The sequence below is a fragment of the Streptomyces durocortorensis genome, from assembly GCF_016901035.1.
Classification (GTDB): Bacteria; Actinomycetota; Actinomycetes; order Streptomycetales; family Streptomycetaceae; genus Streptomyces; species Streptomyces durocortorensis.
Genome location: NZ_JAFEUF010000017.1, coordinates 1 through 23,086, shown reverse-complemented (window position 1 = coordinate 23,086; position 23,086 = coordinate 1). Strand labels below are relative to the sequence as shown.

The following is a 23,086-nucleotide window of genomic DNA, read 5'->3' as shown; positions in this document are numbered from 1 at the left end:
ACCCCCCCGGGCCCACCCGGGGGGGCGCGCGGAGCCAGGGGGGTTTGGGGGGGCGGCGCCACCCCGCCCCCGCGGCGGGGGGGGGGGCGGCGCCGCCCCCCCCCCCCGCCCCCGCGGGGGGGGGGGGGGAGTGCGGATGCCAGCCCACCAGGTGACGCCAGCTGAGCGGCGCACCGGCCAGGGGTCTGGTCACCAGGCCGGGCGTCGGCGGGAAGGTCGCCCGGCACAGCCCTATCGCCCGCCCCACCTGCACCAGGTGGACGACGGACGAGGTATCCGTCTCGAACACCGACACCGGGGTGAAGCCCGACCGCGCGCAGGCCGCCGTGAAGCAGTCGGCGAAGCAGCCGTCGCCCGGCACGTCCGCCCAGCACTCGTCCGCGAGCGCGGCCAGATCCAGTTCCGCTTCGCCGGCCAGGGCATGGTCCTCCGGCAGCATCACGAAGACCGGATCCACCCCGACGACCTCCCAGACCAGCCGGTCGGCCAGCGGCGGTGCACTCTCGCCGCACGTCCCTATCAGCGCGAAGTCCAGCCGCCCGTCGATCACCAGCGAGGCGATCTCGTCCACCGACCACGAGGTGTACGTCGACACCGCCGCCTCCGGGTGCCCGGCGGCCATCCGGTCCACCAGACCGCCCAGCAGCGGACCGTGGGTGCCGCCCAGCCGGAACCGGTCCAGCGCCCCCGTGGCGTTGGCGAACCGCACCGCCTCCGCCTGGAGTTCACTGACCGCGGGCAGCACCACCCGGGCCCGCTCCAGCACCAGTTCGCCGAGCGGGGTGGCACGGGCCCCGGTGTGGTCGCGGTCGAAGAGCGCGCCGCCCAGGGCCTTCTCGATCCGCCGCAACTGAGCGCTGAGAGCGGGCTGGGCAAGGCCCAACGTGGCGGCGGCCTTGGTGAGGCTACCCGTGTCGGCTATGGCACGGACCGTTCGCAGATGGCGCAACTCCAGCTCCATAAGGGCAAGTTATGGCCCCCGGAGCACCCCGGCAATACGCGTGCTCCGCCTACCGTTCGGTCGGTGTACACGGCCTGTACGCCGCCGGGCCTGACCGGCCCGGCGCGACGTTCCGGTTCAGCGGTGCCAGGCACCGTCCCCTGCGGCCTCGCGGGCGAAGTCGGAGAAGTCCTTCGGCTCCCGCCCCAGCACCCGCTTCACCTCGTCCGTCGTCGCCGCGTTGTGGCTGTCCAGCAGGGTGGCGAACAGCTCGGCCAGGAATCCGGCCTCCGCCTAGGCCACCCCGAACTCCTCGAGCAGCGAAGCGTATTGGGGCCCGGTCACCGGCACGTACCGCACCGGCCGGCCCGCCGCCCGGCCCAGTGCGTCGGCCGCCTCGGCGAAGGTCAGGCTCCGGGGGCCGTCAGCTCGTACACCGCCCCCGCGTGTCCTTCCCGGTCAGCGCGGCCACCACCACGTCGGCCAGGTCGTCGAGGTCCAGGAACGGTTCCGCCGTCGTGCCCGCCGCGAACACCACCTCGCCGCCGAGCACCCCGTCCAGGGCCGCCGCCCAGCCCGTGTCGTCCTGCCAGTCGAACGGCACCTCACCCGTGCGCGAACCCGAGCGGATCGGTACCCCGAGGTCCGCCAGCCGCTCGGCCACCCGACGGCCGGTCTTCCCCGTGCCGCTCGTCACCAGAACCGTTTCCGTCATCCGCCCCACGCCCCGCCCGTCGTATGCGGTCTCGCCGTTGCCGCCGTTACTGCCGTTGCCGGCCTTGCCGTCGTCGCCGTCGCTCTGTCGTGTGTACGTGTTCTCCGTCATGGCTCCAGACTCCCGGGCCCGCGCCCGCCCGGACGTGCTCCAATGGATCAGGCACCTACTCCTGCGTCCACGCGCCTGGGCATCCAGACGTCCAGACGCCCAGGCGTCGTTAGGCTGGCGGTCACGGACGCTCTCGCCGGACTCCTGGACGGACCACGGGCCCGGGGCGCGTTCCTGCTCCGGATGGTGATGGAGCCGCCCTGGGCGGTACCGATCGAGGACCGGGCGCCGATCTGCCTCATGTCGGTCCGGCGCGGCACGGTCTGCGTCGTTCCGTCCGGCGAGGTGAACCGGTACGGCTCGGCCCCGGGGGCATCGCGGTGGTACGCCGGGGGCCGTCTCGATTTGCCGGATCGGCAACGAACCTTGCCACCCGAATCCCTTCCGGGGAGGCTGGCCCCATGAGCAACCACGCCGGTCACGGCCACCACGACACGCACCCCGCGGACATCGACTGGGACGTTCTCGGACCCCTGCTGGAGCAGGAGGCCGAACTCAACGGCACACAGTACGAGGAGGCGGCCCGCTGGATCGCCGCACTGCCCACCGCGCCGAAGGTGCGCCGGATCCTGGACATCGGCAGCGGCCCCGGCGTCGTCTCGTGCCTGCTGGCCCAGGTCTTCCCGGAGGCCGAAGTAGTGGCCGTGGACGCCACGCCCGCTCTCCTGGAACGTGCGAAGAACCGGGCGCGGCGCCTCGGCGTCATCGACCGCTTCCAGACCCTGGAGGCCGAACTTCCCGCCGACTTCGACCGGTTGGGCGAAGCCGATCTGATCTGGGCGGGCAACTCCCTGCACCACCTGGGTGATCAGCGCGCCGCGCTGGCGCGCTTCGCCGGGCTCCTGCGGGCCGGCGGGACGGTCGCGCTCGTCGAGGGCGGCCTGCCCACCCGGCGGCTGCCCCGCGACATCGGCATCGGACAGCCCGGTCTGGAGGCCCGCATGGGCGCGGCCGCCGCCACCCGCTTCGAGCACATGCGGTCCGAACTCCCGGGCGCAAAGCGGGAGATCGAGGACTGGAGCGCGCTCTTCAGCGCGGTCGGCCTCGCCCCGCAGGGCACCCGCAGCTTCCTGCTCGACCTGCCGGCCCCGCTCTCCCGCCCGGTCCGCGACCACGTCATCGCGAGCGTCACCCGCGAGCGCGAGGTGCTCGGCGAGCTGCTGACGGCCGAGGACAGCGCCGTACTGGAACGGCTGCTGGACCCCGAGGATCCCGAAGGCCTCCACCACCGCGCGGACGTCCACCTGCTGGCCGCCCGCACGGTGCACTTGGGCCGACGCCGCTGAGCGGGAAACCTCGCCCGAACGCCTCTGCCGGACCTACGTCACCGGCTCCAACTCCCACCACTGGAAGGGGGAGTCGGTGTCCTCCCACTGCTGGACCGTGCCCCCGGCCTCGGTGGAACGGTCCGCGACCTCCATCACCAGACCGCTGATGAAACTCACCAGCGTCACCGTCCCGGGAGCCTCTGCGTGCTGCTCGATCAGCCACTCCTGGGCGCCGAAGTTGTTGGCCTTCCACTGCTGGATCCGGGTGCCGTTCGACGTGTCGGCGTTCGCCACGTCCAGCCGCTTCCCACTGTGCTCGTTGACCAGGTGGAAGAGGGCCGCGCCCTCGTGCACCGGGGCCAGCCGCCACACCTGCGCGGCCGTCCCGTCGTCCGCGCCCTGCTGGACCCGGGCCCCGCTGCCCTTGGCCGCGCCGTACACCTCCAGCACCAGCTTGCTGCCGACGTTGCGCAGACGGTACGGGCCCGCCTCGACGACGGGCGCGAGTTCGCCGCTCATGTTCCCAGTCTCCCCGGTTGACGTGTCTGCTGCCGCCGGACCGCCCACGTGGCCGACGACGGCGCCCCCACCGTGATCACGGTGGGGCCGCCAAGCTGCCGGACGCGCTCAGGCGCCGGCGTTGAACTCCGCCGGGTCGGGGCCGAGCCGCTTGCCCTCGTCCAGGGCCGTGAAGGCGGCGAGGTCGTCGGCGTCCAGCTCGAAGCCGAACACGTCGAGGTTCTCCTTGATCCGCGACGGGGTCACGGACTTCGGGATCACGATGTTGCCGGTCTGCAGGTGCCAGCGCAGCACCGCCTGGGCCGGGGTGCGGCCGTGCTTCCGGGCGATGGCGACGACCGTCGGCACCTCCAGCAGGCCCTTGCCCTGACCCAGCGGCGACCACGCCTCGGTGGCGATGCCGTGATCGGCGTGGAAGGCACGGGACTCGGCCTGCTGGAGCTGCGGGTGCAGCTCGATCTGGTTGACGGCGGGGACCACGGAGGTCTCGGCGAGCAGCCGCTTCAGGTGCTCGGGGTGGAAGTTCGACACGCCGATGGCCTTCGCGCGGCCGTCGGCGAGGATCTTCTCGAACGCCTTGTACGTGTCGGTGTACGCGTCCTTCGCCGGGACCGGCCAGTGGATCAGGTAGAGGTCGACGTAGTCCAGGCCGAGCCTGTCCAGCGAGGCGTCGAAGGCGCGCAGCGTGCTGTCGTGGCCCTGCTCGCTGTTCCACAGCTTCGTGGTCACGAAGAGCTCGTCGCGGGCGACGCCGGAGGCGGCGATGGCCTTGCCGGTGCCCGTCTCGTTCTCGTAGACCGCGGCGGTGTCGATGCTCCGGTACCCGGTCTCGATGGCCGTGGCGACCGCCTTCTCCGCCTCGTCGTCCGGCACCTGCCAGACACCGAAACCGAGCTGCGGCATGTCGAGGCCGTTGTTGAGGGTGATGGAGGGGACCTGGCTCACGAGCGGTCGATCCTAACGTCGTCGGTTGGTGACTCCCCACGACAACGACCGGGCGGGCCGAGGCATTCCCGCAGGCGGGGGTCAGTGGTACAGGGCGTCGACCTCGACCGCGTACGCCGTCTCGATCGCCTTCCGCTTCAGCTTCAACGACGGGGTCAGCAGCCCCAGCTCCTCGGTGAACGGATGGGCCAGGATCCGGAACGTACGGATGGACTCGGCCTGGGACACCGCCGTGTTGGCGGCCACCACCGCCCGGCGGACCTCCATCTCCAGGTCCGGATCGCGCACCAGGTCGGCCGGGCCGAGCGGAGTGCGGCCCTGCATCGACAGCCAGTGGTCCACGGACTCCTGGTCGACGGTGACGAGCGCCGCGATGTACGGGCGGTCGTTGCCGACGACGATGCACTGCGCCACCAGCGGATGCGCCCGTACGCGTTCCTCCAGGCCGGCCGGGGAGACGCTCTTGCCGCCGGACGTCACCAGGATCTCCTTCTTCCGCCCGGTGATCGTCAGATAGCCGTCCTCGTCCAGCGCGCCGAGGTCCCCGGTCGCCAGCCAGCCGTCCTGCAGCACCGCCCGGGTGGCCTCGGGATTCCCCAGATAGCCGGAGAACACGTTCGGCCCGTGCACCCACACCTCGCCGTCGTCCGCGATGTGCACCGACGCCCCGGGAATCGGCTGCCCGACCGTCCCGTACCGGGTGCGCTCGGGCGGATTCGCCGTCGCCGCGGCGGTCGACTCGGTCAGCCCGTACCCCTCGAAGACGCTCACCCCGGCGCCCGCGAAGAACAGCCCGAGCCGGCGGTCCATGCCGGAGCCGCCCGACATCGCGTGCCGCACCCGGCCGCCCATCGCGTCGCGGACCTTCTTGTAGACGACCTTGTCGAAGAACTGGTGCTGCATCCGCAGCGCGGCCGAAGGGCCCGGACCGTCCCCGAACGCCTTCAGCTCCAGGGCCTCGGCGTACTTCACCGCGATGTCGACGGCCTTGTCGAACGGCCCGGACCGGCCCTCCGCCTCCGCCCTGCGCCGGGCCCCGTTGAACACCTTCTCGAAGATGTACGGCACCGCCAGGATGAACGTCGGCCGGAACGTCACCAGGTCCGGCATCAGCGCGTTCGCGGACAGCTCCGGCTGATGGCCGAGCTTGACCCGGCCACGGATCGCGGCGATCTCGACCATCCGCCCGAAGACATGGGCCAGCGGCAGGAAGAGGAGGGTGGCCGCCTCGTCGCCCGGCTTGGAGTGGAACACCGGCTCCCAGCGCGCGACCATCGTGTCGCTCTCGAACATGAAGCTCGCGTGGGTGATCACACACCCCTTGGGCCGGCCCGTCGTTCCCGAGGTGTAGATGACGGTCGCCACGGAGTCGGGCGTCACCGCGCGCCGGTGCCGCTGCACCACCGCGTCGTCGATGCCCGCGCCCGCTGCGACCAGCTCGTCCACCGCTCCGGCGTCCAGCTGCCACAGCCGCTTCAGATGCGGCAGCCGGTCGATCACCGAACCGACGGTCATCGCGTGGTCCTCGTGCTCGACCATCACCGCCACCACCTCGGCGTCGTGCAGCATCCACAGGACCTGCTCGGCGGAGGAGGTCGGGTAGACCGGCACCGACTGGGCCCCGACGGTCCAGAGCGCGAAGTCGAAGAGCGTCCACTCGTACCGCGTACGGGACATCAGCGCGACCCGGTCGCCGAACCGCACTCCGTGCGCGATCAGCCCCTTGGCCAGGGCCAGCACGGCATCGCGGAATTCTCCCGAGGTCACATCGCGCCACTGGCCCCCGGCGTCCTTACGGCCGAGCGCGACGCGGTGCGGATCGTCCTCCGCGTAGTCGAAGACCACATCGGCCAGACCGCCGACCTGAGGCGCCGCCGCCATGGGTGGGACAGTGAAATCGCGCAATGACATGCTCCTCGTGGCGCTCCGCACAGCGCCGCGACGCTACCCCAAGCGGGGGTCCGGCGGGAGGGGCCCGGAGCCTCCGCGCATCGAGTCGTCCGCGTGTCGTCCGCACAGGTCAACCGTCGAAATCCGGCCAGATGGGCAAGGCTCGGGCGTCCGGCCGGTCCAGTTCTGACCGAGGGGTAAGCGGCTCGCGCCGGAATCTCCACCGAATCCGCCCGCCGCGGCCACCGCGGTCGGCTCCGGCCCCAGGGCCGGTCGTCGAACTGCCGTCTGCCGGGCGACGCCTGGCACGCACGCTCGCGGCGTCAGGCGCCCGCCCCGCCGCCCGTCCCGCGGTGCAGCCGGTCACCGCCCGCCAGGATCGCCGAGGCCAGCGCGTCGGCCGCCTCCTGGGCCGCGCCCCGCCGGTTCCCGTACAGCAGGACGAAGTCCACGCCGCCGAGCTCCGGCAGCCCCGCCCTGGCCGGAACCGGTACGAGTCCCGGCGGGACCATGCCCCGGGAGTGCGCCATCACCCCCAGGCCCGCCCGCGCCGCCGCGACCAGACCGCTCAGGCTCGTACTCGTGCAGGCGATCCGCCAGGCCCGCCCGTGCTCCTCCAGCACCTCCAGGGCGCGGGCCCGGGTGATGGCGGGTGGCGGAAAGACGACCAGCGGAACGGGACGCTCCGGATCGAGGCGCAGCTGCGGCGCGCCGATCCAGTCGAGCGCGTCCTGCCACATCAGCTCACCGTGGGTGTCCCCGGTCCGCCGCTTGGCCAGCACGAGATCCAGCCGGCCCGCCGCGAGCTGCCGGTGCAGTGTCCCGGACAGCTCCACCGTGAGCTGGAGCTCCACCTCCGGATGGTCGCGGCGGAAGGACTCCAGGATCTCGGGGAGCCGGGTCAGCACGAAGTCCTCGGAGGCCCCGAACCGCAGCCGCCCGCGCAGCCGGGTGCCCGCGAAGAACGCCGCGGCCCGCTCGTGCGCCGACAGGATCGTGCCCGCGAAGCCGAGCATCGCCTCGCCGTCCTCGGTGAGGTCGACGCGATGGGTGTCCCGGGCGAACAACTGCCGCCCGGCCGCCTCCTCCAGCCTCCGCACGTGCTGGCTGACGGTGGACTGGCGGATCCCGAGCCTGCGCGCGGCCTGCGTGAAGCTCAGCGTCTGGGCCACCGCGAGGAAGGTACGCAGCTGGGCGGGGTCGTACGTGGTGTCCGTCCGTTGCACGTTCGTCCGGTCCGTGCTCGCCCTGTCCGCATTCATAGCTGCACGTTATCGGGATCCGTGATGACAGTCAGAGCGGTGTGCGGGATTCCCGATGGCGTCGTACGGGGGCAGGATGGACGCCGAAACGGATCCCCGACCTCCGGAGCAGCCCCGCCCATGTCCCGCCGCATCCCGCGACTGCCGTCCTGGCTGCCGTTCGACGCCTATCTTCTGGCGCTGGCCGCCACCGTGGCCCTCGCGGCACTGCTGCCCGCCCGCGGTATCGCCGCCGACGTGGCGGGCGGTGCCTCCACCGGCGCGGTCGCCCTGCTGTTCTTCCTCTACGGGGCGCGGCTCTCCACGGCCGAGGCGCTCGACGGGGTCAAGCACTGGCGTCTCCACCTCACCGTCCTGGCCTGCACCTTCGTCGTCTTCCCGCTGCTGGGGCTGGCGAGCGGCGGGCTGGTGCCGTACGTGCTGACGCCCGAGCTCCAGGCGGGCTTCCTCTTCCTGTGCCTGGTCCCGTCCACGATCCAGTCCTCCATCGCCTTCACCTCGATCGCCCGGGGCAACGTGCCCGCCGCGATCTGCGCCGGGTCCTTCTCCAGCCTCGCCGGGATCTTCGTGACCCCGCTGCTCGCTGCCCTGCTCCTCGGCTCGGCCGGGGGCGGGTTCTCGGCGGACTCCCTGCTGAAGATCGTGCTCCAGCTGCTCGTCCCGTTCCTCGCCGGACAGCTGCTGCGCCGCTGGGTGGGCGGCTTCCTCACCCGGCACAAGAAGGTGCTCGGCCTGGTCGACCGCGGGTCGATCCTGCTCGTCGTCTACACCGCGTTCAGCGAGGGCATGGTCGCCGGCGTCTGGCACCAGGTCACCCCCGCGGGGGGGGGGCGGGGGGGGGGGGGGCCGCCCGGCGGGGGGGGGGCGGGGGGGGGGGGGGCGCGGCCCGGCCGGGGGCGGGGGGGCGGGGGGGGGGCGGGGGGCTACCGGGCGGGCCGCAAACCCCGCGTCCCGCGCGGGCTGGGCCGCGGGCGGCGGCCCCCCGCCCCCCCCCCCCCGCCCGGGGGGGGGGCCCCCCCCCGCGCCGGTCCTGCTGGCGCTGATGCTCACCCTGACCTGGTACGGGGCACGGCGGCTCGGGTTCGGCCGGGCGGACCGGATCTCCATCCAGTTCGCCGGGTCGAAGAAGAGCCTGGCGGCCGGGCTGCCGATGGCGAGCGTGATCTTCGGGGCGCACGCGAGCCTCGCCGTGCTGCCGCTGATGCTCTTCCACCAGATGCAGCTGATGGTCTGCGCGGTCATCGCCAAGCGCCGCTCGCACGACCCCGAGGAGCCGCCGTCCCGGGACGACCCGGCAGGGGCCACCGCCTCCGGCCCACTGTCGGACCCAGCCGTTACGGTTGGCCGGTAGCCGGTAGCCGGTAGCCCACAGCGAGGAAGCGCCATGAGTGACGAGAGCGGTACGCCCGCCGACGACTTTCCGCACGGAGCGGGCAACCCGGCTCGCAGCGCCCTGCGCGCTGCGGGCTACACCCGGCTCGCCCAGCTCCCCACCGTGACCGCGGCCGAGATGCTGGCGCTCCACGGGGTCGGCCCGAAGGCGATCCGGGTGCTCCGCGAAGCGCTGGCCGCCGAGGGCCTGGCCTTCGCGGGGGAGTGAGCGAGGGCCCCGAACAACGGCCCGCGTCCGCGCCCCGGGGCTCAGACCTGCGGGGCCGCCGCCTCCAGCGCTATCCGGTGCTCACCGGCGTACACGTTCATCGAAGGTCCGCGCAGGAAGCCGACCAGCGTCAGTCCGCTCTCCGCCGCCAGGTCCACGGCCAGCGACGACGGCGCGGAGACCGCCGCGAGCACCGGGATCCCCGCCATCACGGCCTTCTGCGCCAGCTCGAACGAGGCCCGCCCCGACACCAGCAGCACCGCCCGCGACAGGGGCAGCCGCCCGTCCGTCAGCGCCCGCCCCACCAGCTTGTCGACCGCGTTGTGCCGACCGACGTCCTCCCGTACGTCCAGCAGCTCGCCCTCCTCGGAGAACAGCGCTGCGGCGTGCAGGCCGCCCGTGCGGTCGAAGACCCGCTGCGCGGCCCGCAACCGGTCCGGGAGGACGGACAGCAGCTCGGGCGTGATCCGCACCGGGGGAGCGTCGGCCACCGGGTGCCGGGTCGTGGTGCGCACCGCGTCCAGGCTGGCCTTGCCGCACAGGCCGCACGAGGAGGTCGTGTAGACGTTCCGCTCCAGCGTGATGTCGGGGACCTCGACCCCGGGGGCGAGCTTCACGTCCACCACGTTGTAGGTGTTCACGCCGTCCGCCGTCGCCCCGGCGCAGTAGACGATCGACTGGACCTCGTCGCCCTCGGCGATCACCCCCTCACTGACCAGGAAGCCGGCGGCCAGCGCGAAGTCGTCGCCCGGCGTCCGCATGGTGATGGCCAGTGGCCTGCCGTTCAGCCGGATCTCCAGAGGCTCTTCCGCTACCAGGGTGTCCGGGCGGGAGGAGACGGCACCGTCCCGGATACGGAGGGTGCGGCGGCGTTCGGTGACCCGTCCCATAGAGCTGAACCCGATTCTGTCCGTGTGGCGGCTGTTTCGTTTCTCCGGTTCATTGTCCGGCACGCGCACCGGCGTGTCGCAGCCACCTGTACAGCACGCTGACCAGGCTGTTGTCAATGCTCCAACGTGTGGGCCCGATTCCTGTGGGATCACGTGCCCCCGTACCCGGCGGTAGCGACCAAGACTGGATGTTTCCTGCCCTACCCGACGATGGGAACCCGTATGACCGGCTCACGTGTCGTGGCGCTCGGCCACTACCAGCCCGCCAAGGTGCTCACCAACGACGATCTGGCGGCCATGGTCGACACCAGCGACGAGTGGATCACCAGCCGGGTCGGCATCAAGACCCGCCACGTCGGAGGACCCGAGGAGCCGGTGGACGAGATGGCCGCGCATGCGGGGGCCAAGGCGCTGGCCACGGCCGGTCTGGCGCCCTCGGACATCGATCTGGTCCTCGTCGCCACCTCCACCGCGATCGACCGGTCCCCGAGCATGGCGGCCCGGGTCGCGGCCCGGCTCGGCATGGGCTCGCCCGCCGTGATGGACATCAACGTGGTCTGCTCCGGCTTCACGCACGCGCTGGCCACCGCCGACCACGCGATCCGGGCCGGTGCGGCGACCAGGGCCCTGGTCATCGGCGCCGACAAGATGGCCGACATCGCGGACTGGACCGACCGCTCCACCTGTGTCCTCCTCGGCGACGGAGCGGGCGCCGCGGTCGTCACCGCCGACCCGGCCGCCCCCGACACCCCGGACGGGCCCGGCATCGGGCCGGTGCTGTGGGGTTCCGTGCCGGAGATGGGCAACGCGGTCCGGATCGAGGGGACGCCGCCGCGCTTCGCGCAGGAGGGGCAGTCCGTCTACCGCTGGGCCACCACCCAGCTCCCCCCGATCGCCCGCCGGGTCTGCGAGAAGGCGGGCATCGCCCCCGAGGACCTGGGCGCGGTCGTCCTGCACCAGGCCAACCTGCGGATCATCGAGCCGGTCGCCCGCAAGATCGGCGCGGTCAACGCCGTCATCGCCCGGGACGTGGTGGACTCCGGCAACACCTCCGCCGCCTCCATCCCGATGGCGCTGTCCAAGCTGGTCGAGCGAGGCGAGATCGCCTCCGGCGCACCCGTCCTCCTCTTCGGCTTCGGCGGAAACCTCTCCTACGCGGGCCAGGTCATCCGCTGCCCCTGACCGCATCCCGAGAGCCGCCGCGACCGCATCCCGAGGACGGTCGTGACTTCTCCCCGCGGACCTTCGTGACCTCTCCTCGAGCATCTTTGTCCTGAGTGTGGAAAAAGTTGGCGCGGATTCCTGCGCAACTTCTTCCCACTCCGGGAAAGCGCTGCTACGTTCCCCTCGAAAGCCCGACGGACTGGCCGATGTGGCGGGGAGGGACGCGTGAGACGTATGACGGCACGACCCGCGAACGCGCATCAGGCGCGGCTGCTCCGGCTGCTGCGCGACGGGGGCCCCAACTCCCGTGCGCAACTGGGTGATCAGGTCGAGCTGTCGCGCTCGAAGCTCGCCGTCGAGGTGGACCGGCTCCTGGAGACCGGCCTGGTGGTGGCCGACGGACTCGCCGCATCGCGCGGCGGGCGCCGCTCGCACAACATCCGGCTCGCCCCCGAACTGCGCTTCCTCGGCGTCGACATCGGCGCCACCTCGATAGATGTGGCCGTCACCAACGCGGAGTTGGAGGTACTGGGACACCTCAACCACCCGATGGACGTGCGCGAAGGTCCTGTCGCCGTCTTCGAGCAGGTCCTGTCGCTGGCCGCCAAACTGCGGGCCTCCGGGCTCGCCGAGGGCTTCGACGGCGCGGGCATCGGGGTTCCCGGCCCCGTCCGCTTCCCCGAGGGCGTGCCGGTCGCGCCGCCGATCATGCCCGGCTGGGACGGGTTCCCGGTCCGCGAGGCGCTCAGCCAGGAGCTGGGCTGCCCCGTCATGGTCGACAACGACGTGAACCTCATGGCGATGGGGGAGCAGCACGCGGGCGTCGCCCGTTCCGTGGGCGACTTCCTCTGCGTCAAGATCGGTACGGGTATCGGCTGCGGCATCGTCGTCGGCGGCGAGGTCTACCGCGGTACGACCGGCAGCGCCGGCGACATCGGACACATCCAGGTCGACCCGGACGGCCGGCCCTGCGCCTGCGGCAACAAGGGCTGCCTGGAAGCCCACTTCAGCGGCGCGGCGCTCGCCCGTGACGCCGAGGACGCCGCCCGGGAAGGCCGCTCACCCGAACTCGCCGCCCGGCTGGACGCGGCGGGCCGCCTCACCGCCGCCGACGTGGCGGCCGCCGCCGCTGCGGGGGACGCCGCGGCGCTCGACCTCATCCGCGAAGGCGGCAACCGGCTCGGCCAGGTGATCGCGAGCCTGGTCAGCTTCTTCAATCCCGGTCTGGTGGTGATCGGCGGCGGGGTCACCGGCCTCGGTCACAACCTCCTCGCCAGTGTCCGCACCCAGGTCTACAAGCAGTCCCTGCCCCTGGCCACCGGCAACCTCCCCATCGTCCTGGGCGAGTTGGGGCCCACCGCCGGAGTGATCGGCGCGGCCCGGCTCATCAGCGACCACCTCTTCTCCCCGGCCTGACCCCAGGCCGTACGACGCACCACGGAACCACCCCGTCAGCAGCCGTACGCACCACGCACCACGGAACCACCCCGTCAGCAGCCGTACGCAGCACACACCACGCACCACCTCCTTGTCAGCAGCCGTTCGCGGTGCCGCCGGCTCCACGGCACCTCCAGCCCTGCGCCCTGTCCGCTCACCGGCCCTCCCCGGCCCTCGGCACCCGCCCGAGCAGGGGAGACCCCATTCGCCGAGGGGATCTCGTCATGGCACCAGAACCACCCCTGCTCACCATGTCCGGCATCACCAAGCTCTTCCCGGGCGTCCGCGCCCTGGACGGCGTCGACCTGGAAGTCCAGGCCGGCGAGGTCCACTGCCTCCTCGGCCAGAACGGTGCGGGCAAGTCCACCCTCATCAAGGTGCTCGCCGGAGCCCACCAGCCCAACGACGGCGAGATCACCTGGCGCGGCGAGAAGGTCCAGCTCAAGTCGCCGATCGCCGCCATGCGCCTGGGGATCGCCACCATCTACCAGGAACTCGACCTGGTCGAAGGCCTGTCGGTCGCCGAGAACGTCTTCCTCGGGCACGAGCCGACCAGCGCCGGCTTCATCGTCCGTACGGGAGAGGGGCGCGCGGCCGCGAAAGCGCTGCTGGCCCGCCTCGGACACCCGGAGATCGACCCCGCCCGGCACGTCGGCGACCTCTCCGCCGCCCAGCAGCAGATCGTCTCCATGGCGCGGGCGCTCTCCCACGAGGTCCGGCTCATCGTGATGGACGAGCCCTCCGCCGCCCTCGACCCCGACGAGGTCGACAACCTCTTCCGCATCGTCGAGGGGCTCACCGCCGACGGGGTGGCCGTCGTCTACATCTCGCACCGCCTGGAGGAGATCCGCCGCATCGGCGACCGGGTCACCGTCATCAAGGACGGCCGGACCGTGGCGGTCGGACTGCCCGCCGCCGACACCCCGACGCGCGACATCGTTGCCATGATGACCGGCCGCGACGTCGCCTATGTCTTCCCGCCCCGCCCCGAGGAGCCGGCCCCCGCCACCGCGGAACCCGTGCTCCGGGTCCAAGGCCTCTCCCGCAAGGGCGAGTTCGCCCCCGTCGACCTCGAACTGCGGCCCGGCGAGATCGTCGGTCTCGCCGGACTCGTCGGCTCGGGGCGCTCGGAGATCCTGGAGACGATCTACGGGGCCCGCAAGGCGACCACCGGAACCGTCACCGTCGCGGGCAAGCAGCTCCGCCCCGGCAGCGTCCGCGCCGCCGTCGCCGCGGGCATCGGTCTCGCCCCCGAGGAACGCAAGGCGCAGGCCCTGCTGATGACCGAATCGGTCACCCGTAACGTCTCCGTCTCCTCCCTCTCCCGCTTCGCCCGGATCGGCTGGATCGACCGGGGCGGGGAGCGGAAGGCCGCGCAGAGCGCCACCCGCGAACTGCAGATGCGGCCCGACAACCCGGACGCCGCAGTCCGCACCCTCTCCGGCGGCAACCAGCAGAAAGCCGTCCTCGCCCGCTGGCTGCTGCGCGGCTGCCGGGTCCTGCTGCTGGACGAACCCACCCGTGGCGTCGACGTCGGCGCCCGCGCCGAGCTCTACGCCGTGATCCGCCGGCTGGCCGACGAAGGCCTCGCCGTTCTGCTCGTCTCCAGCGAAGTGCCCGAAGTCCTGGGCCTCGCCGACCGGGTGCTGGTCCTCCGGGAGGGCGAAGTGGTCCACACGGCCCCTGCCCAGGAGCTCGACGAGCACCGCGTACTCGACCTCGTGATGGAAGGGAGCCCGACGCCATGACACAGCCCGCCCCGTCGGCGCAGCACAACGGGCCGGACAAGGGGACGCTCGCCGCCCCCTCCGACACGCCGCCCTCGAAGTCGGGCGGGGGCATGCCGGCCCTCGGTCTGCGGCTCGACGTCCGGATCCTGTCCCTGCTCGGCGTGCTCGCCGCGCTGGTCCTGGTCGGCGGCATCACCGAACCGGACACCTTCCTGGACACCGGGAACCTCCAGCTGATCCTGACCCAGGCGTCCGTCATCGGCGTCGTCACGGTCGGCATGACCTTCGTCATCATCAGCGGCGGCATCGACCTCTCCGTCGGGGCGATGGTCGCCCTCGCCTCGGTGTGGGCGACGACCCTGGCCACCCAGGAGTACGGCTTCGCGGGCATCGCGTTCACCGCGGTGATCGTCGGCCTCGCCGCGGGACTCGTGAACGGCGTCCTCATCGCGTACGGGGGAATGGTCCCGTTCATCGCGACGCTGGCCATGCTCGCCTCGGCCCGCGGACTCGCCCTCCAGATCACCGACGGCAAGACGCAGATCGTCACCGTCGACTCGGTCCTGGACCTCGGCCTGCCCGACTCCTACATCCTCGGGATCCCGCCGCTGGTCATCATGTTCGCGGTGGTCGTCATCGCCGGCTGGCTGATCCTCAACCGGACCACCTTCGGCCGCCGCACGGTCGCCGTCGGCGGCAACGCGGAGGCCGCCCGGCTCGCCGGGATCGACGTCCGCCGCCAGCGCCTGTACCTCTACCTGCTGTCCGGGCTGTGCTGCGGCATCGCCGCCTTCATGCTGATCGTGCTGGCCGGCTCCGGCCAGAACACCAACGGCAACCTGTACGAACTCGACGCCATCGCCGCCGCGATCATCGGCGGAACCCTGCTCAGCGGCGGCCGGGGCACGATCGTCGGCTCGGTCCTCGGCGTCCTGATCTTCACCACAATCACCAACATCTTCGCGCTCAACAACCTCCAGAGCGACGTCCAGCAGATCGCCAAGGGCGCCATCATCGTCGCCGCCGTCCTCGTCCAGCGCCGCACCATGCGCGGCCGGGAGACCTGAAACCCGCGAACCCGCGGCACCGATACGAACCCCCCGCACCCGCACCTCGTAGCACCCACCGGATGAAGGGTCAGACCGTCATGCCAGAAACCAGCCGCAGAGGGCTGCTGTTCGGAACCGCCGCAGTCTCCGCGGGCGCGCTCCTCACCGCCTGCACCAGCAACGAGCCGAAGAAGACCGAGCCCGCCGGCAACAGCGCCCCCGCCGACGACAAGCCCGGCAAGGCCGTCACCATCGGCTTCGCCGGACCGCAGGCCGACCATGGCTGGCTCAACGCGATCAACGTGAACGCCAAGTCCCGGGCGGAGACGTACTCCGACGTCACCCTGGAGATCACCGAGGGCTCCAACGACACCGCCGCCCAGATCGGCCAGGTCAAGACCCTCATCAACAAGAAGGTCGACGTCCTCGTCATCCTGCCCGCCGACGGCAAGGCGCTCACCCAGGTCGGCCTGGAAGCGATGAAGGCGGGCATCCCCGTCGTCAACCTGGACCGCATCTTCGCCTCCCCGCAGGCGTACCGCTGCTGGGTCGGCGGCGACAACTACGGCATGGGCCTCAACGCCGGGCACTACATCGGCGAGCAGCTCAAGGACAAGCCGGACGCCAAGGTCGTCGAGCTCGCCGGGATCGACAACCTGGAGCTGACCAAGCAGCGCAGCGAGGGCTTCGCCGACGCCCTCAAGAACTACTCCAACATCAAGCTGGTGGCCCGTCAGGCAGCCGACTTCACCGTCGAGTCCGGCCAGGCCAAGATGGCTCAACTCCTGCAGGCCCAGAAGCAGTTCGACGCCCTGTGGAACCACGACGACGACCAGGGCGTCGGTGCGCTGCGCGCCATCAAGCAGGCGGGCCGCGACGAGTTCATCATGGTCGGCGGCGCCGGCGCCAAGTCCGCGATGGACGCCATCAAGGCCGACGACTCGGTCATCAAGGCGACCGTCCTCTACCCGCCGACGATGGCCGCGTCCGCCATCGACCTGGCCCGGGCGCTCGGCCAGTCCAAGGGGGTCAGCGGCCTCTCCGAGATGGAGATCCCGACCTCCCTCACCCTGTACTCCGCGGTCGTGACGAAGGACAACATCGACCAGTACCTGCCGACGGGCTTCAACTGACCGGGACTCCGGGGGGCGCGGAGAGCGCGTCCCCCGGCCCGTTACCGCACATCGATGAGGAGGAAGTCCGCATGGCCCGTAGTCAAGAGTCGGAAACGCAAGCCTCAGCACCGCCGCCGCGGCAGGCGCCGGGAACGCTCGGGGTCGGCATGGTCGGATACGCGTTCATGGGCGCCGCCCACTCCCAGGGGTGGCGCACCGCAGGACACGTCTTCGACCTGCCCCTGCGACCCGCTCTCGCCGCGATCTGCGGACGCGACCGTGCGGCGGTCGACGCCGCCGCCGCCCGGCACGGCGGGGCGGCGGCGGAGACCGACTGGCGGGCCCTGATCGCCCGGGACGACGTCCAGCTGATCGATATCTGCACCCCCGGCGACAGCCACGCGGAGATCGCCATCGCCGCGCTGGAGGCGGGCAAGCACGTCCTGTGCGAGAAGCCGCTCGCCAACACCGTCGCCGAGGCCGAGGCCATGGTCCGTGCCGCCGAGGCGGCGGCCGCCCGGGGCCAGGTGGCGATGGTGGGCTTCAACTACCGCAAGGTGCCCGCGATCTCCTACGCCCGGCAGCTCATCGCGGAGGGCCGGCTGGGCCCCCTGCGCCATGTGCGGGCCACCTACCTCCAGGACTGGCTGGTCGACCCGGCCTCCCCGCTCACCTGGCGGCTCAAGCGCGAGCACGCCGGCTCCGGCGCGCTCGGCGACCTCGGGGCGCACATCGTCGACCTCGCCCAGTACCTGTCGGGCGAGCTGCTCACCGGCGTCTCCGCCGTGGCCGAGACCTTCGTACGCGAGCGGCCCCTGCTCGCCGGGGTGTCGGCCGGGCTCTCCGGCAGCGCCGACACGGTGGAGCGGGGCGAGGTCACCGTCGACGACGCGGCGATCTTCACCGGCCGCCTCGCCTCCGGCGCGCTGGCCTCCTTCGAGGCGACCCGGATGGCGGCGGGGCGCAAGAACGCCCTGCGGCTGGAGATCAACGGGGAGTTGGGCTCGCTCGCCTTCGACCTGGAGCGGCTCAACGAGCTGTCCTTCCACGACCACACCGAGCCCGCCGCCACCGCGGGCTTCCGCCGGATCCTCGTCACCGAGCCCGAGCATCCCTACCTGGAGGCCTGGTGGCCGCCGGGCCACGGCCTCGGCTACGAGCACACCTTCGTCCACCAGGCCCGCGACGTGGTCCGCACGATCGCCGAAGGGGCCACGCCCGTACCGTCGTTCGCGGACGGCCTCCAGGTGCAGCGGGTGCTCGCCGCCGTCGAGGAGAGCGCCGCAAAGAACTCCGTCCACACCCCGGTCCCGTCCTCGTCCTAGGAGGCTGCCGCCCATGCCCCGCCCCTTCACCCTCTTCACCGGCCAGTGGGCCGACCTCCCGCTGGAGGAGGTCTGCAAGAACGCCCGGGACTTCGGCTACGACGGGCTCGAACTCGCCTGCTGGGGAGACCACTTCGAGGTCGACAAGGCGCTGACCGACCCGGGGTACCTGGACACCCGGCACCAACTGCTCGACAAGTACGGGCTGAAGTGCTTCGCGATCTCCAACCACCTGGTCGGACAGGCCGTCTGCGACAACCCGATCGACGAACGCCACCAGGGCATCGTCCCCGCCCGCATCTGGGGCGACGGCGAGCCCGAGGGCGTACGGCAGCGGGCCGCCGCCGAGATCGCCGACACCGCGCGGGCGGCCGCCGCCTTCGGGGTGGACACGGTCATCGGGTTCACCGGCTCCTCGATCTGGCACCTCGTCGCGATGTTCCCGCCCGTCCCGCCGCACATGATCGAACGCGGCTACGAGGACTTCGCCGAGCGGTGGAACCCGATCCTGGACGTCTTCGACGCCGAGGGGGTGCGCTTCGCCCACGAGGTGCACCCGAGCGAGATCGCGTACGACTACTGGACCACCAAGCGCGCGCTCGAAGCGGTGGACCACCGGCCCGCGTTCGGGCTGAACTTCGACCCGAGCCACTTCGTCTGGCAGGACCTGGACCCGGTCGGCTTCCTCTACGACTTCCGGGACCGGATCTACCACGTCGACTGCAAGGAGGCCCGCAAGCGCCTCGACGGCCGCAACGGCCGCCTCGGCTCCCATCTGCCGTGGGGTGACCCCCGGCGCGGCTGGGACTTCGTCTCCGCCGGCCACGGTGACGTGCCCTGGGAGGACGTCTTCCGGATGCTCCGGTCCATCGGCTACGAGGGACCGGTCTCCGTCGAGTGGGAGGACGCCGGCATGGACCGGCTGCACGGTGCGCCGGAAGCGCTTGCCAGCCTCAAGCGGTTCGACTTCGACCCGCCGTCGGCCTCCTTCGACGCGGCCTTCGGCGGCGGCGAGTAGCACGGGCGATCAAGCCCCGGGGGTGTGAACCGGTTCACGGGCCCCGCCCCCGGGGCTGCCTCGCGCTGCCCGGAAATTCCTTTGTCCTGCCGGAAGCAGAAGTTCGACTTACCTGTTGCACAAGGGCTTTCCGTCGAGGACGAACAGGTCTACCGTCCACCACGTGTACACGACATGACTCGCGTCACCGGGGTCGCTCCCGTCTCCGGTGACGCACGCGCGGCAGTCCCCGCGCGGCACGGCACGGCTACACCCGCCCGTACAACCGGCACTCTCCGGAGGACCAACGTGCACAGAACCAGAAAGCGGCTCCTGGCCCGGCCCCGCGTCCGAAAGACCCTCGCGCTGTTCACCGGCGGCCTGCTCGCCGCCGCGACCCTGACCCTCGGCTCCGCGCCCGGCGCCACCGCCCACCCGGGCCACCCCGGGCACGACGAGCCCGTGGCGGAGGACTTCCAGCAAGTCACCCTCGCCAAGGGCGCCGAGGAGACCGGCGAGCCCATGTCGCTGGCCGTCCTCCCCGACCGCAGCGTGCTGCACACCTCGCGCAGCGGCGAGCTGCGGATCACCGACAGCGCCGGCAACACCAAGGTCTCCGGCACCCTCCCCGTGTACACGCACGACGAGGAAGGCCTCCAAGGCGTCGGCGTCGACCCGGACTTCGCCGAGAACCGGGCGATCTACCTCTTCTACGCGCCCCCGATGGACACCCCGGCGGGCGACGCCCCCGAGACCGGCACCGCCGAGGACTTCGCGAAGTTCGAGGGCGTCAACCGGCTCTCCCGCTTCGTCCTCAACGAGGACGGCACCCTCGACACCGCCAGCGAGAAGAAGGTCCTGGACGTCGCCACCTCGCGCGGCACGTGCTGCCACGTCGGCGGTGACATCGACTTCGACGCCGAGGGCAACCTCTACCTCTCCACCGGCGACGACACCAACCCCTTCGCCTCCGACGGCTTCACCCCGATCGACGAACGCCCCGACCGCAACCCGGCGTTCGACGCCCGCCGCACCTCGGGCAACACCAACGACCTCCGCGGCAAGATCCTGCGCATCAAGGTCGCCGAGGACGGCTCGTACACCGTCCCCGAGGGCAACCTCTTCGAGCCGGGCACGGACAAGACCCGCCCCGAGATCTACGCGATGGGCTTCCGCAACCCCTTCCGCTTCTCCGTCGACCAGGCCACCGGCACCGTGTACGTCGGTGACTACGGCCCCGACGCGGGCGCGGCCGACCCCAAGCGCGGACCGGCCGGCAAGGTCGAGTTCGCCCGGGTGACGAAGGCCGCCAACTTCGGCTGGCCCTTCTGCGTCGGCGACAACGAGCCGTACATCGACTACGACTTCGCCACCAAGACGTCGGGCGCCGCCTTCGACTGCGCCGCCCCGAAGAACGAGTCGCCGCACAACACCGGCCTCGTCGACCTGCCGCCGGCCGAGGCCGCGTGGATCCCGTACGACGGCGGCTCGGTGCCCGAGTTCGGCACCGGCTCCGAGTCCCCGATGGGCGGCCCGGTCTACCGCTACGACGCGGACCTCGACTCCCCGGTCAAGTTCCCCGAGGCCTACGACGGCGACTTCTTCGCCGGTGAGTTCGGCCGCCAGTGGATCAAGCGCATCGAGCAGGACGCCGACGGCGCCGTCCAGTCCATCAACGACGTGCCGTGGTCCGGCACCCAGATCATGGACATGGCCTTCGGCCCGGACGGGGCGCTGTACGTCCTCGACTACGGCCTCGCCTGGTTCGGCGGCGACGAGAACTCCGCGCTCTACCGCATAGAGAACGCCACCGGAGGCCGCTCGCCCATCGCCGAGGCCTCGGCCAACAAGACGTCGGGCACCGCGCCGCTGAAGGTGAAGTTCTCCTCGGCAGGCACGGCGGACGGCGACGGCGACCCGCTGACGTACTCCTGGGACTTCGGTGACGGCGGGACCTCCACCGCCGCCAACCCCACGTACACGTACAAGAAGAACGGCACCTACACCGCCACCCTCACCGCCGAGGACCCGACCGGCCGCACCGGCTCCGCCAGCGTCCACATCACCGTCGGCAACACCGCCCCGACCGTGGAGCTGGTGCTCCCCGAGGACGGGCAGCTCTTCGAGTTCGGCGACTCCGTGCCGTTCAAGGTGAACGTCAGCGACCCGGAGGACGGGACCATCGACTGCACCAAGGTCGAGGTCAAGTTCACCCTGGGCCACGACAGCCACGGCCACGACATCACCACCGAGCACGGCTGTGAAGGCACCATCAAGACCGCCATGGAAGGCGGCCACGACCCCAACGCCAACATCTACGGCGGCATTTCGGCCTCGTACACCGACAACGGCGGTGGCGGCCAGGCCAAACTGACCGGCAAGGACGCCGCCCGGCTCCAGCCCAAGCACCGCCAGGCCGAGCACTTCGACGACTCCTCCGGCGTCACCACGCCGAGCAAGTCCAGCGCGCACGGCGGAAAGACCGTCGGCGACATCCACAACGACGACTGGATCTCCTTCGACACCTACGTCCTCGGCAACACCACCAAGCTGACCGCCCGGGTCTCCTCGGCCGGCTCCGGCGGCTTCCTCGAAGTCCGCGCGGGCTCGCCCACCGGCAAGATCCTCGGCTCCGGACCCGTCCCGGTGGCCGGCAGCTGGGACACCTTCCAGGACGTCGACATCCCGCTGCGCGGCGCTCCCAAGAAGCAGACGGAACTCTTCCTCGTCTTCAAGGGCGGCGACGGAGCGCTCTACGACGTCGACGACTTCGAACTGTCCAACACCCCGGTCGACAAGACCGCCAAGCGCGTCCTGGTCTTCTCCAAGACCGCCGGCTTCCGCCACGACTCGATCCCCGCGGGCATCGAGGCCCTGAAGGAGATCGGCAAGGACACCAACATCACGGTCGACTCCACCGAGTCCGCCGCCCAGTTCACCACCAGCAACCTGGCCCGCTACGACGCCGTCGCGTTCCTCTCCACCACCGGTGACGTGCTCAACGCCGAGCAGCAGAAGGCGTTCGAGAACTACGTTGCCACCGGCGGCGGTTACGTCGGCATCCACGCGGCCGCCGACACCGAGTACGACTGGGAGTTCTACGGCGGCCTCGTCGGTGCCTACTTCGACTCGCACCCGCAGATCCAGCCCGCCACCGTCCGCGTCGAGGACCACGACCACCCCGCCACCGCGCACCTGGACGAGGAGTGGGAGCGCACCGACGAGTGGTACAACTACGGCACCAACCCCCGGGACAAGGCCAAGGTCCTCGCCACGCTCGACGAGACCACCTACACCGGCGGGAACATGAAGGGCGATCACCCGATCTCCTGGTGCCAGACCTACGAGGGCGGCCGCTCCTTCTACACCGGGCTCGGCCACACCAAGGAGTCCTACGCCGAACCGGCCTTCCGCAGCCACGTGCTGGGCGGCCTGCGGTACGCCACCGGCCAGGTCAAGGCCGACTGCAAGCCGGACACCGACTACCGGCCGATCTTCAACGGCAAGACGCTGGAGGGGTGGAAGCAGGCGGGCCCGGGGAAGTTCTCCGTCAAGGACGGCGCCCTGCACTCCGAGGGCGGCATGGGTCTCCTCACCTACCAGGCCAAGGAGCTGAAGTCGTACTCGCTGAAGCTCGACTGGAAGATGGCCGGTGACGACAACTCCGGTGTCTTCGTGGGCTTCCCGGAGTCCGACGACCCCTGGTCGGCGGTCAACAACGGGTACGAGATCCAGATCGACGCCACCGACGCCGCCGACCGCACCACCGGCGCCGTCTACACCTTCAAGTCCGCCAACATCAAGGCCCGTGACCGCGTCCTGCGGCCGCCGGGACAGTGGAACAGCTACGAGATCAAGGTCCAGGGCGAACGTCTGCAGATCTTCCTCAACGGAGCGAAGATCAACGACTTCACCAACACCGACCCCGCCCGCAGTCTGAAGGACGGCTACATCGGCCTCCAGAACCACGGAGCCGACGACCAGGTGTCCTTCCGCAACATCCAACTGAAGGAGCTGCCCTCGAAGTAGGGCGGCGGCCTCTGCCGACGACGGGTCGGTGAAGCCCACGGAGACCGAGACGCCGACCTCGGTGACCTCGGCGGCCTGCCGCAGCAGCTCCAGATCCCGC

General features: G+C 71.4%; 16 protein-coding genes and 4 pseudogenes. 13 read left to right on the top strand and 7 right to left on the bottom strand.

Translation table 11 applies throughout. From position 1 onward, the window contains the following. A partial coding sequence (locus JS521_RS06015) for a LysR family transcriptional regulator (protein ID WP_239486852.1) occupies positions 1 to 961 on the bottom strand: 961 nt, incomplete at its 3' end. Between the two features lie 117 nt (positions 962 to 1,078). Beyond that, positions 1,079 to 1,766, bottom strand: a pseudogene (locus JS521_RS06010) (Rossmann-fold NAD(P)-binding domain-containing protein). Between the two features lie 183 nt (positions 1,767 to 1,949). On the opposite strand from JS521_RS06010, the pseudogene JS521_RS06005 reads away from it, so the two are divergent. Together JS521_RS06005 and JS521_RS06000 are read left to right on the top strand one after the other, a co-directional pair. After that, positions 1,950 to 2,113, top strand: a pseudogene (locus tag JS521_RS06005) (cupin domain-containing protein); the annotation flags it as partial. Positions 2,114 to 2,167: 54 nt separating this feature from the next. Continuing rightward, a complete protein-coding gene (locus JS521_RS06000; protein ID WP_205081704.1) occupies positions 2,168 to 3,052 on the top strand; it encodes a class I SAM-dependent methyltransferase in 885 nt (294 codons plus the stop codon). Between the two features lie 33 nt (positions 3,053 to 3,085). On the opposite strand, the gene JS521_RS05995 is transcribed toward JS521_RS06000, so the two are convergent. From JS521_RS05995 to JS521_RS05980, 4 genes are all read right to left on the bottom strand, one after another. After that, positions 3,086 to 3,553, bottom strand: coding sequence for an RICIN domain-containing protein (locus JS521_RS05995; RefSeq protein ID WP_205081679.1), 468 nt, complete (start codon positions 3,551 to 3,553; stop codon positions 3,086 to 3,088). Between the two features lie 108 nt (positions 3,554 to 3,661). Next, entirely contained in the window at positions 3,662 to 4,498 is an 837-nt protein-coding gene (locus JS521_RS05990) for an aldo/keto reductase (protein ID WP_205081678.1), read from the bottom strand. An 81-nt stretch (positions 4,499 to 4,579) separates the two neighbouring features. After that, entirely contained in the window at positions 4,580 to 6,379 is a 1,800-nt protein-coding gene (locus JS521_RS05985) for an AMP-dependent synthetase/ligase (RefSeq protein ID WP_205081677.1), read from the bottom strand. 332 nt (positions 6,380 to 6,711) lie between these two features. Further along, positions 6,712 to 7,650 (bottom strand): LysR family transcriptional regulator, encoded by a 939-nt coding sequence (locus JS521_RS05980; protein ID WP_205081676.1) that lies wholly within the window; start codon positions 7,648 to 7,650, stop codon positions 6,712 to 6,714. A gap of 120 nt (positions 7,651 to 7,770) precedes the next feature. Here JS521_RS05980 and JS521_RS05975 point away from each other — a divergent pair. The 3 genes and pseudogenes from JS521_RS05975 to JS521_RS05965 all read left to right on the top strand — a co-directional run. Next, positions 7,771 to 8,472: pseudogene (locus tag JS521_RS05975) on the top strand (bile acid:sodium symporter); the annotation flags it as partial. Positions 8,473 to 8,577: 105 nt separating this feature from the next. Then, positions 8,578 to 9,001, top strand: a pseudogene (locus tag JS521_RS05970) (bile acid:sodium symporter); the annotation flags it as partial. Positions 9,002 to 9,034: 33 nt separating this feature from the next. Further along, positions 9,035 to 9,250, top strand: a complete 216-nt coding sequence (locus JS521_RS05965) for a helix-hairpin-helix domain-containing protein (protein ID WP_205081675.1) — start codon at positions 9,035 to 9,037, stop codon at positions 9,248 to 9,250. Between the two features lie 41 nt (positions 9,251 to 9,291). On the opposite strand, the gene fdhD is transcribed toward JS521_RS05965, so the two are convergent. Then, positions 9,292 to 10,140 (bottom strand): formate dehydrogenase accessory sulfurtransferase FdhD, encoded by an 849-nt coding sequence (gene fdhD / locus JS521_RS05960; protein ID WP_205081674.1) that lies wholly within the window; start codon positions 10,138 to 10,140, stop codon positions 9,292 to 9,294. 222 nt (positions 10,141 to 10,362) lie between these two features. Here fdhD and JS521_RS05955 point away from each other — a divergent pair, with 222 nt between their 5' ends. The 8 genes from JS521_RS05955 (at position 10,363) to JS521_RS05920 (ending at position 22,986) form a co-directional block, all read left to right on the top strand. Then, positions 10,363 to 11,322: a beta-ketoacyl-ACP synthase III gene (locus JS521_RS05955; protein WP_205081673.1), complete on the top strand. Its 960-nt coding sequence runs from the start codon at positions 10,363 to 10,365 to the stop codon at positions 11,320 to 11,322. Positions 11,323 to 11,538: 216 nt separating this feature from the next. Beyond that, on the top strand, positions 11,539 to 12,720 hold the full coding sequence (locus tag JS521_RS05950) for an ROK family transcriptional regulator (RefSeq protein WP_205081672.1): 1,182 nt from the start codon (positions 11,539 to 11,541) through the stop codon (positions 12,718 to 12,720). A gap of 245 nt (positions 12,721 to 12,965) precedes the next feature. Then, positions 12,966 to 14,489, top strand: coding sequence for a sugar ABC transporter ATP-binding protein (locus JS521_RS05945; protein WP_205081671.1), 1,524 nt, complete (start codon positions 12,966 to 12,968; stop codon positions 14,487 to 14,489). Further along, positions 14,486 to 15,538: an ABC transporter permease gene (locus JS521_RS05940; RefSeq protein WP_205081670.1), complete on the top strand. Its 1,053-nt coding sequence runs from the start codon at positions 14,486 to 14,488 to the stop codon at positions 15,536 to 15,538. Before JS521_RS05945 ends, JS521_RS05940 begins: the two co-directional genes overlap by 4 nt. Positions 15,539 to 15,618: 80 nt before the next feature. Further along, positions 15,619 to 16,653, top strand: coding sequence for a substrate-binding domain-containing protein (locus JS521_RS05935; protein WP_205081669.1), 1,035 nt, complete (start codon positions 15,619 to 15,621; stop codon positions 16,651 to 16,653). A 149-nt stretch (positions 16,654 to 16,802) separates the two neighbouring features. Further along, positions 16,803 to 17,960 carry a Gfo/Idh/MocA family protein gene (locus JS521_RS05930; protein ID WP_372448556.1) on the top strand — a complete coding sequence of 386 codons (1,158 nt, stop codon included), beginning with the start codon at positions 16,803 to 16,805 and terminating at the stop codon, positions 17,958 to 17,960. Between the two features lie 13 nt (positions 17,961 to 17,973). After that, entirely contained in the window at positions 17,974 to 18,978 is a 1,005-nt protein-coding gene (locus JS521_RS05925) for a sugar phosphate isomerase/epimerase family protein (RefSeq protein WP_205081667.1), read from the top strand. A 288-nt stretch (positions 18,979 to 19,266) separates the two neighbouring features. Further along, a complete protein-coding gene (locus JS521_RS05920; protein WP_205081666.1) occupies positions 19,267 to 22,986 on the top strand; it encodes a ThuA domain-containing protein in 3,720 nt (1,239 codons plus the stop codon). Positions 22,987 to 23,086: the final 100 nt, after the last annotated feature.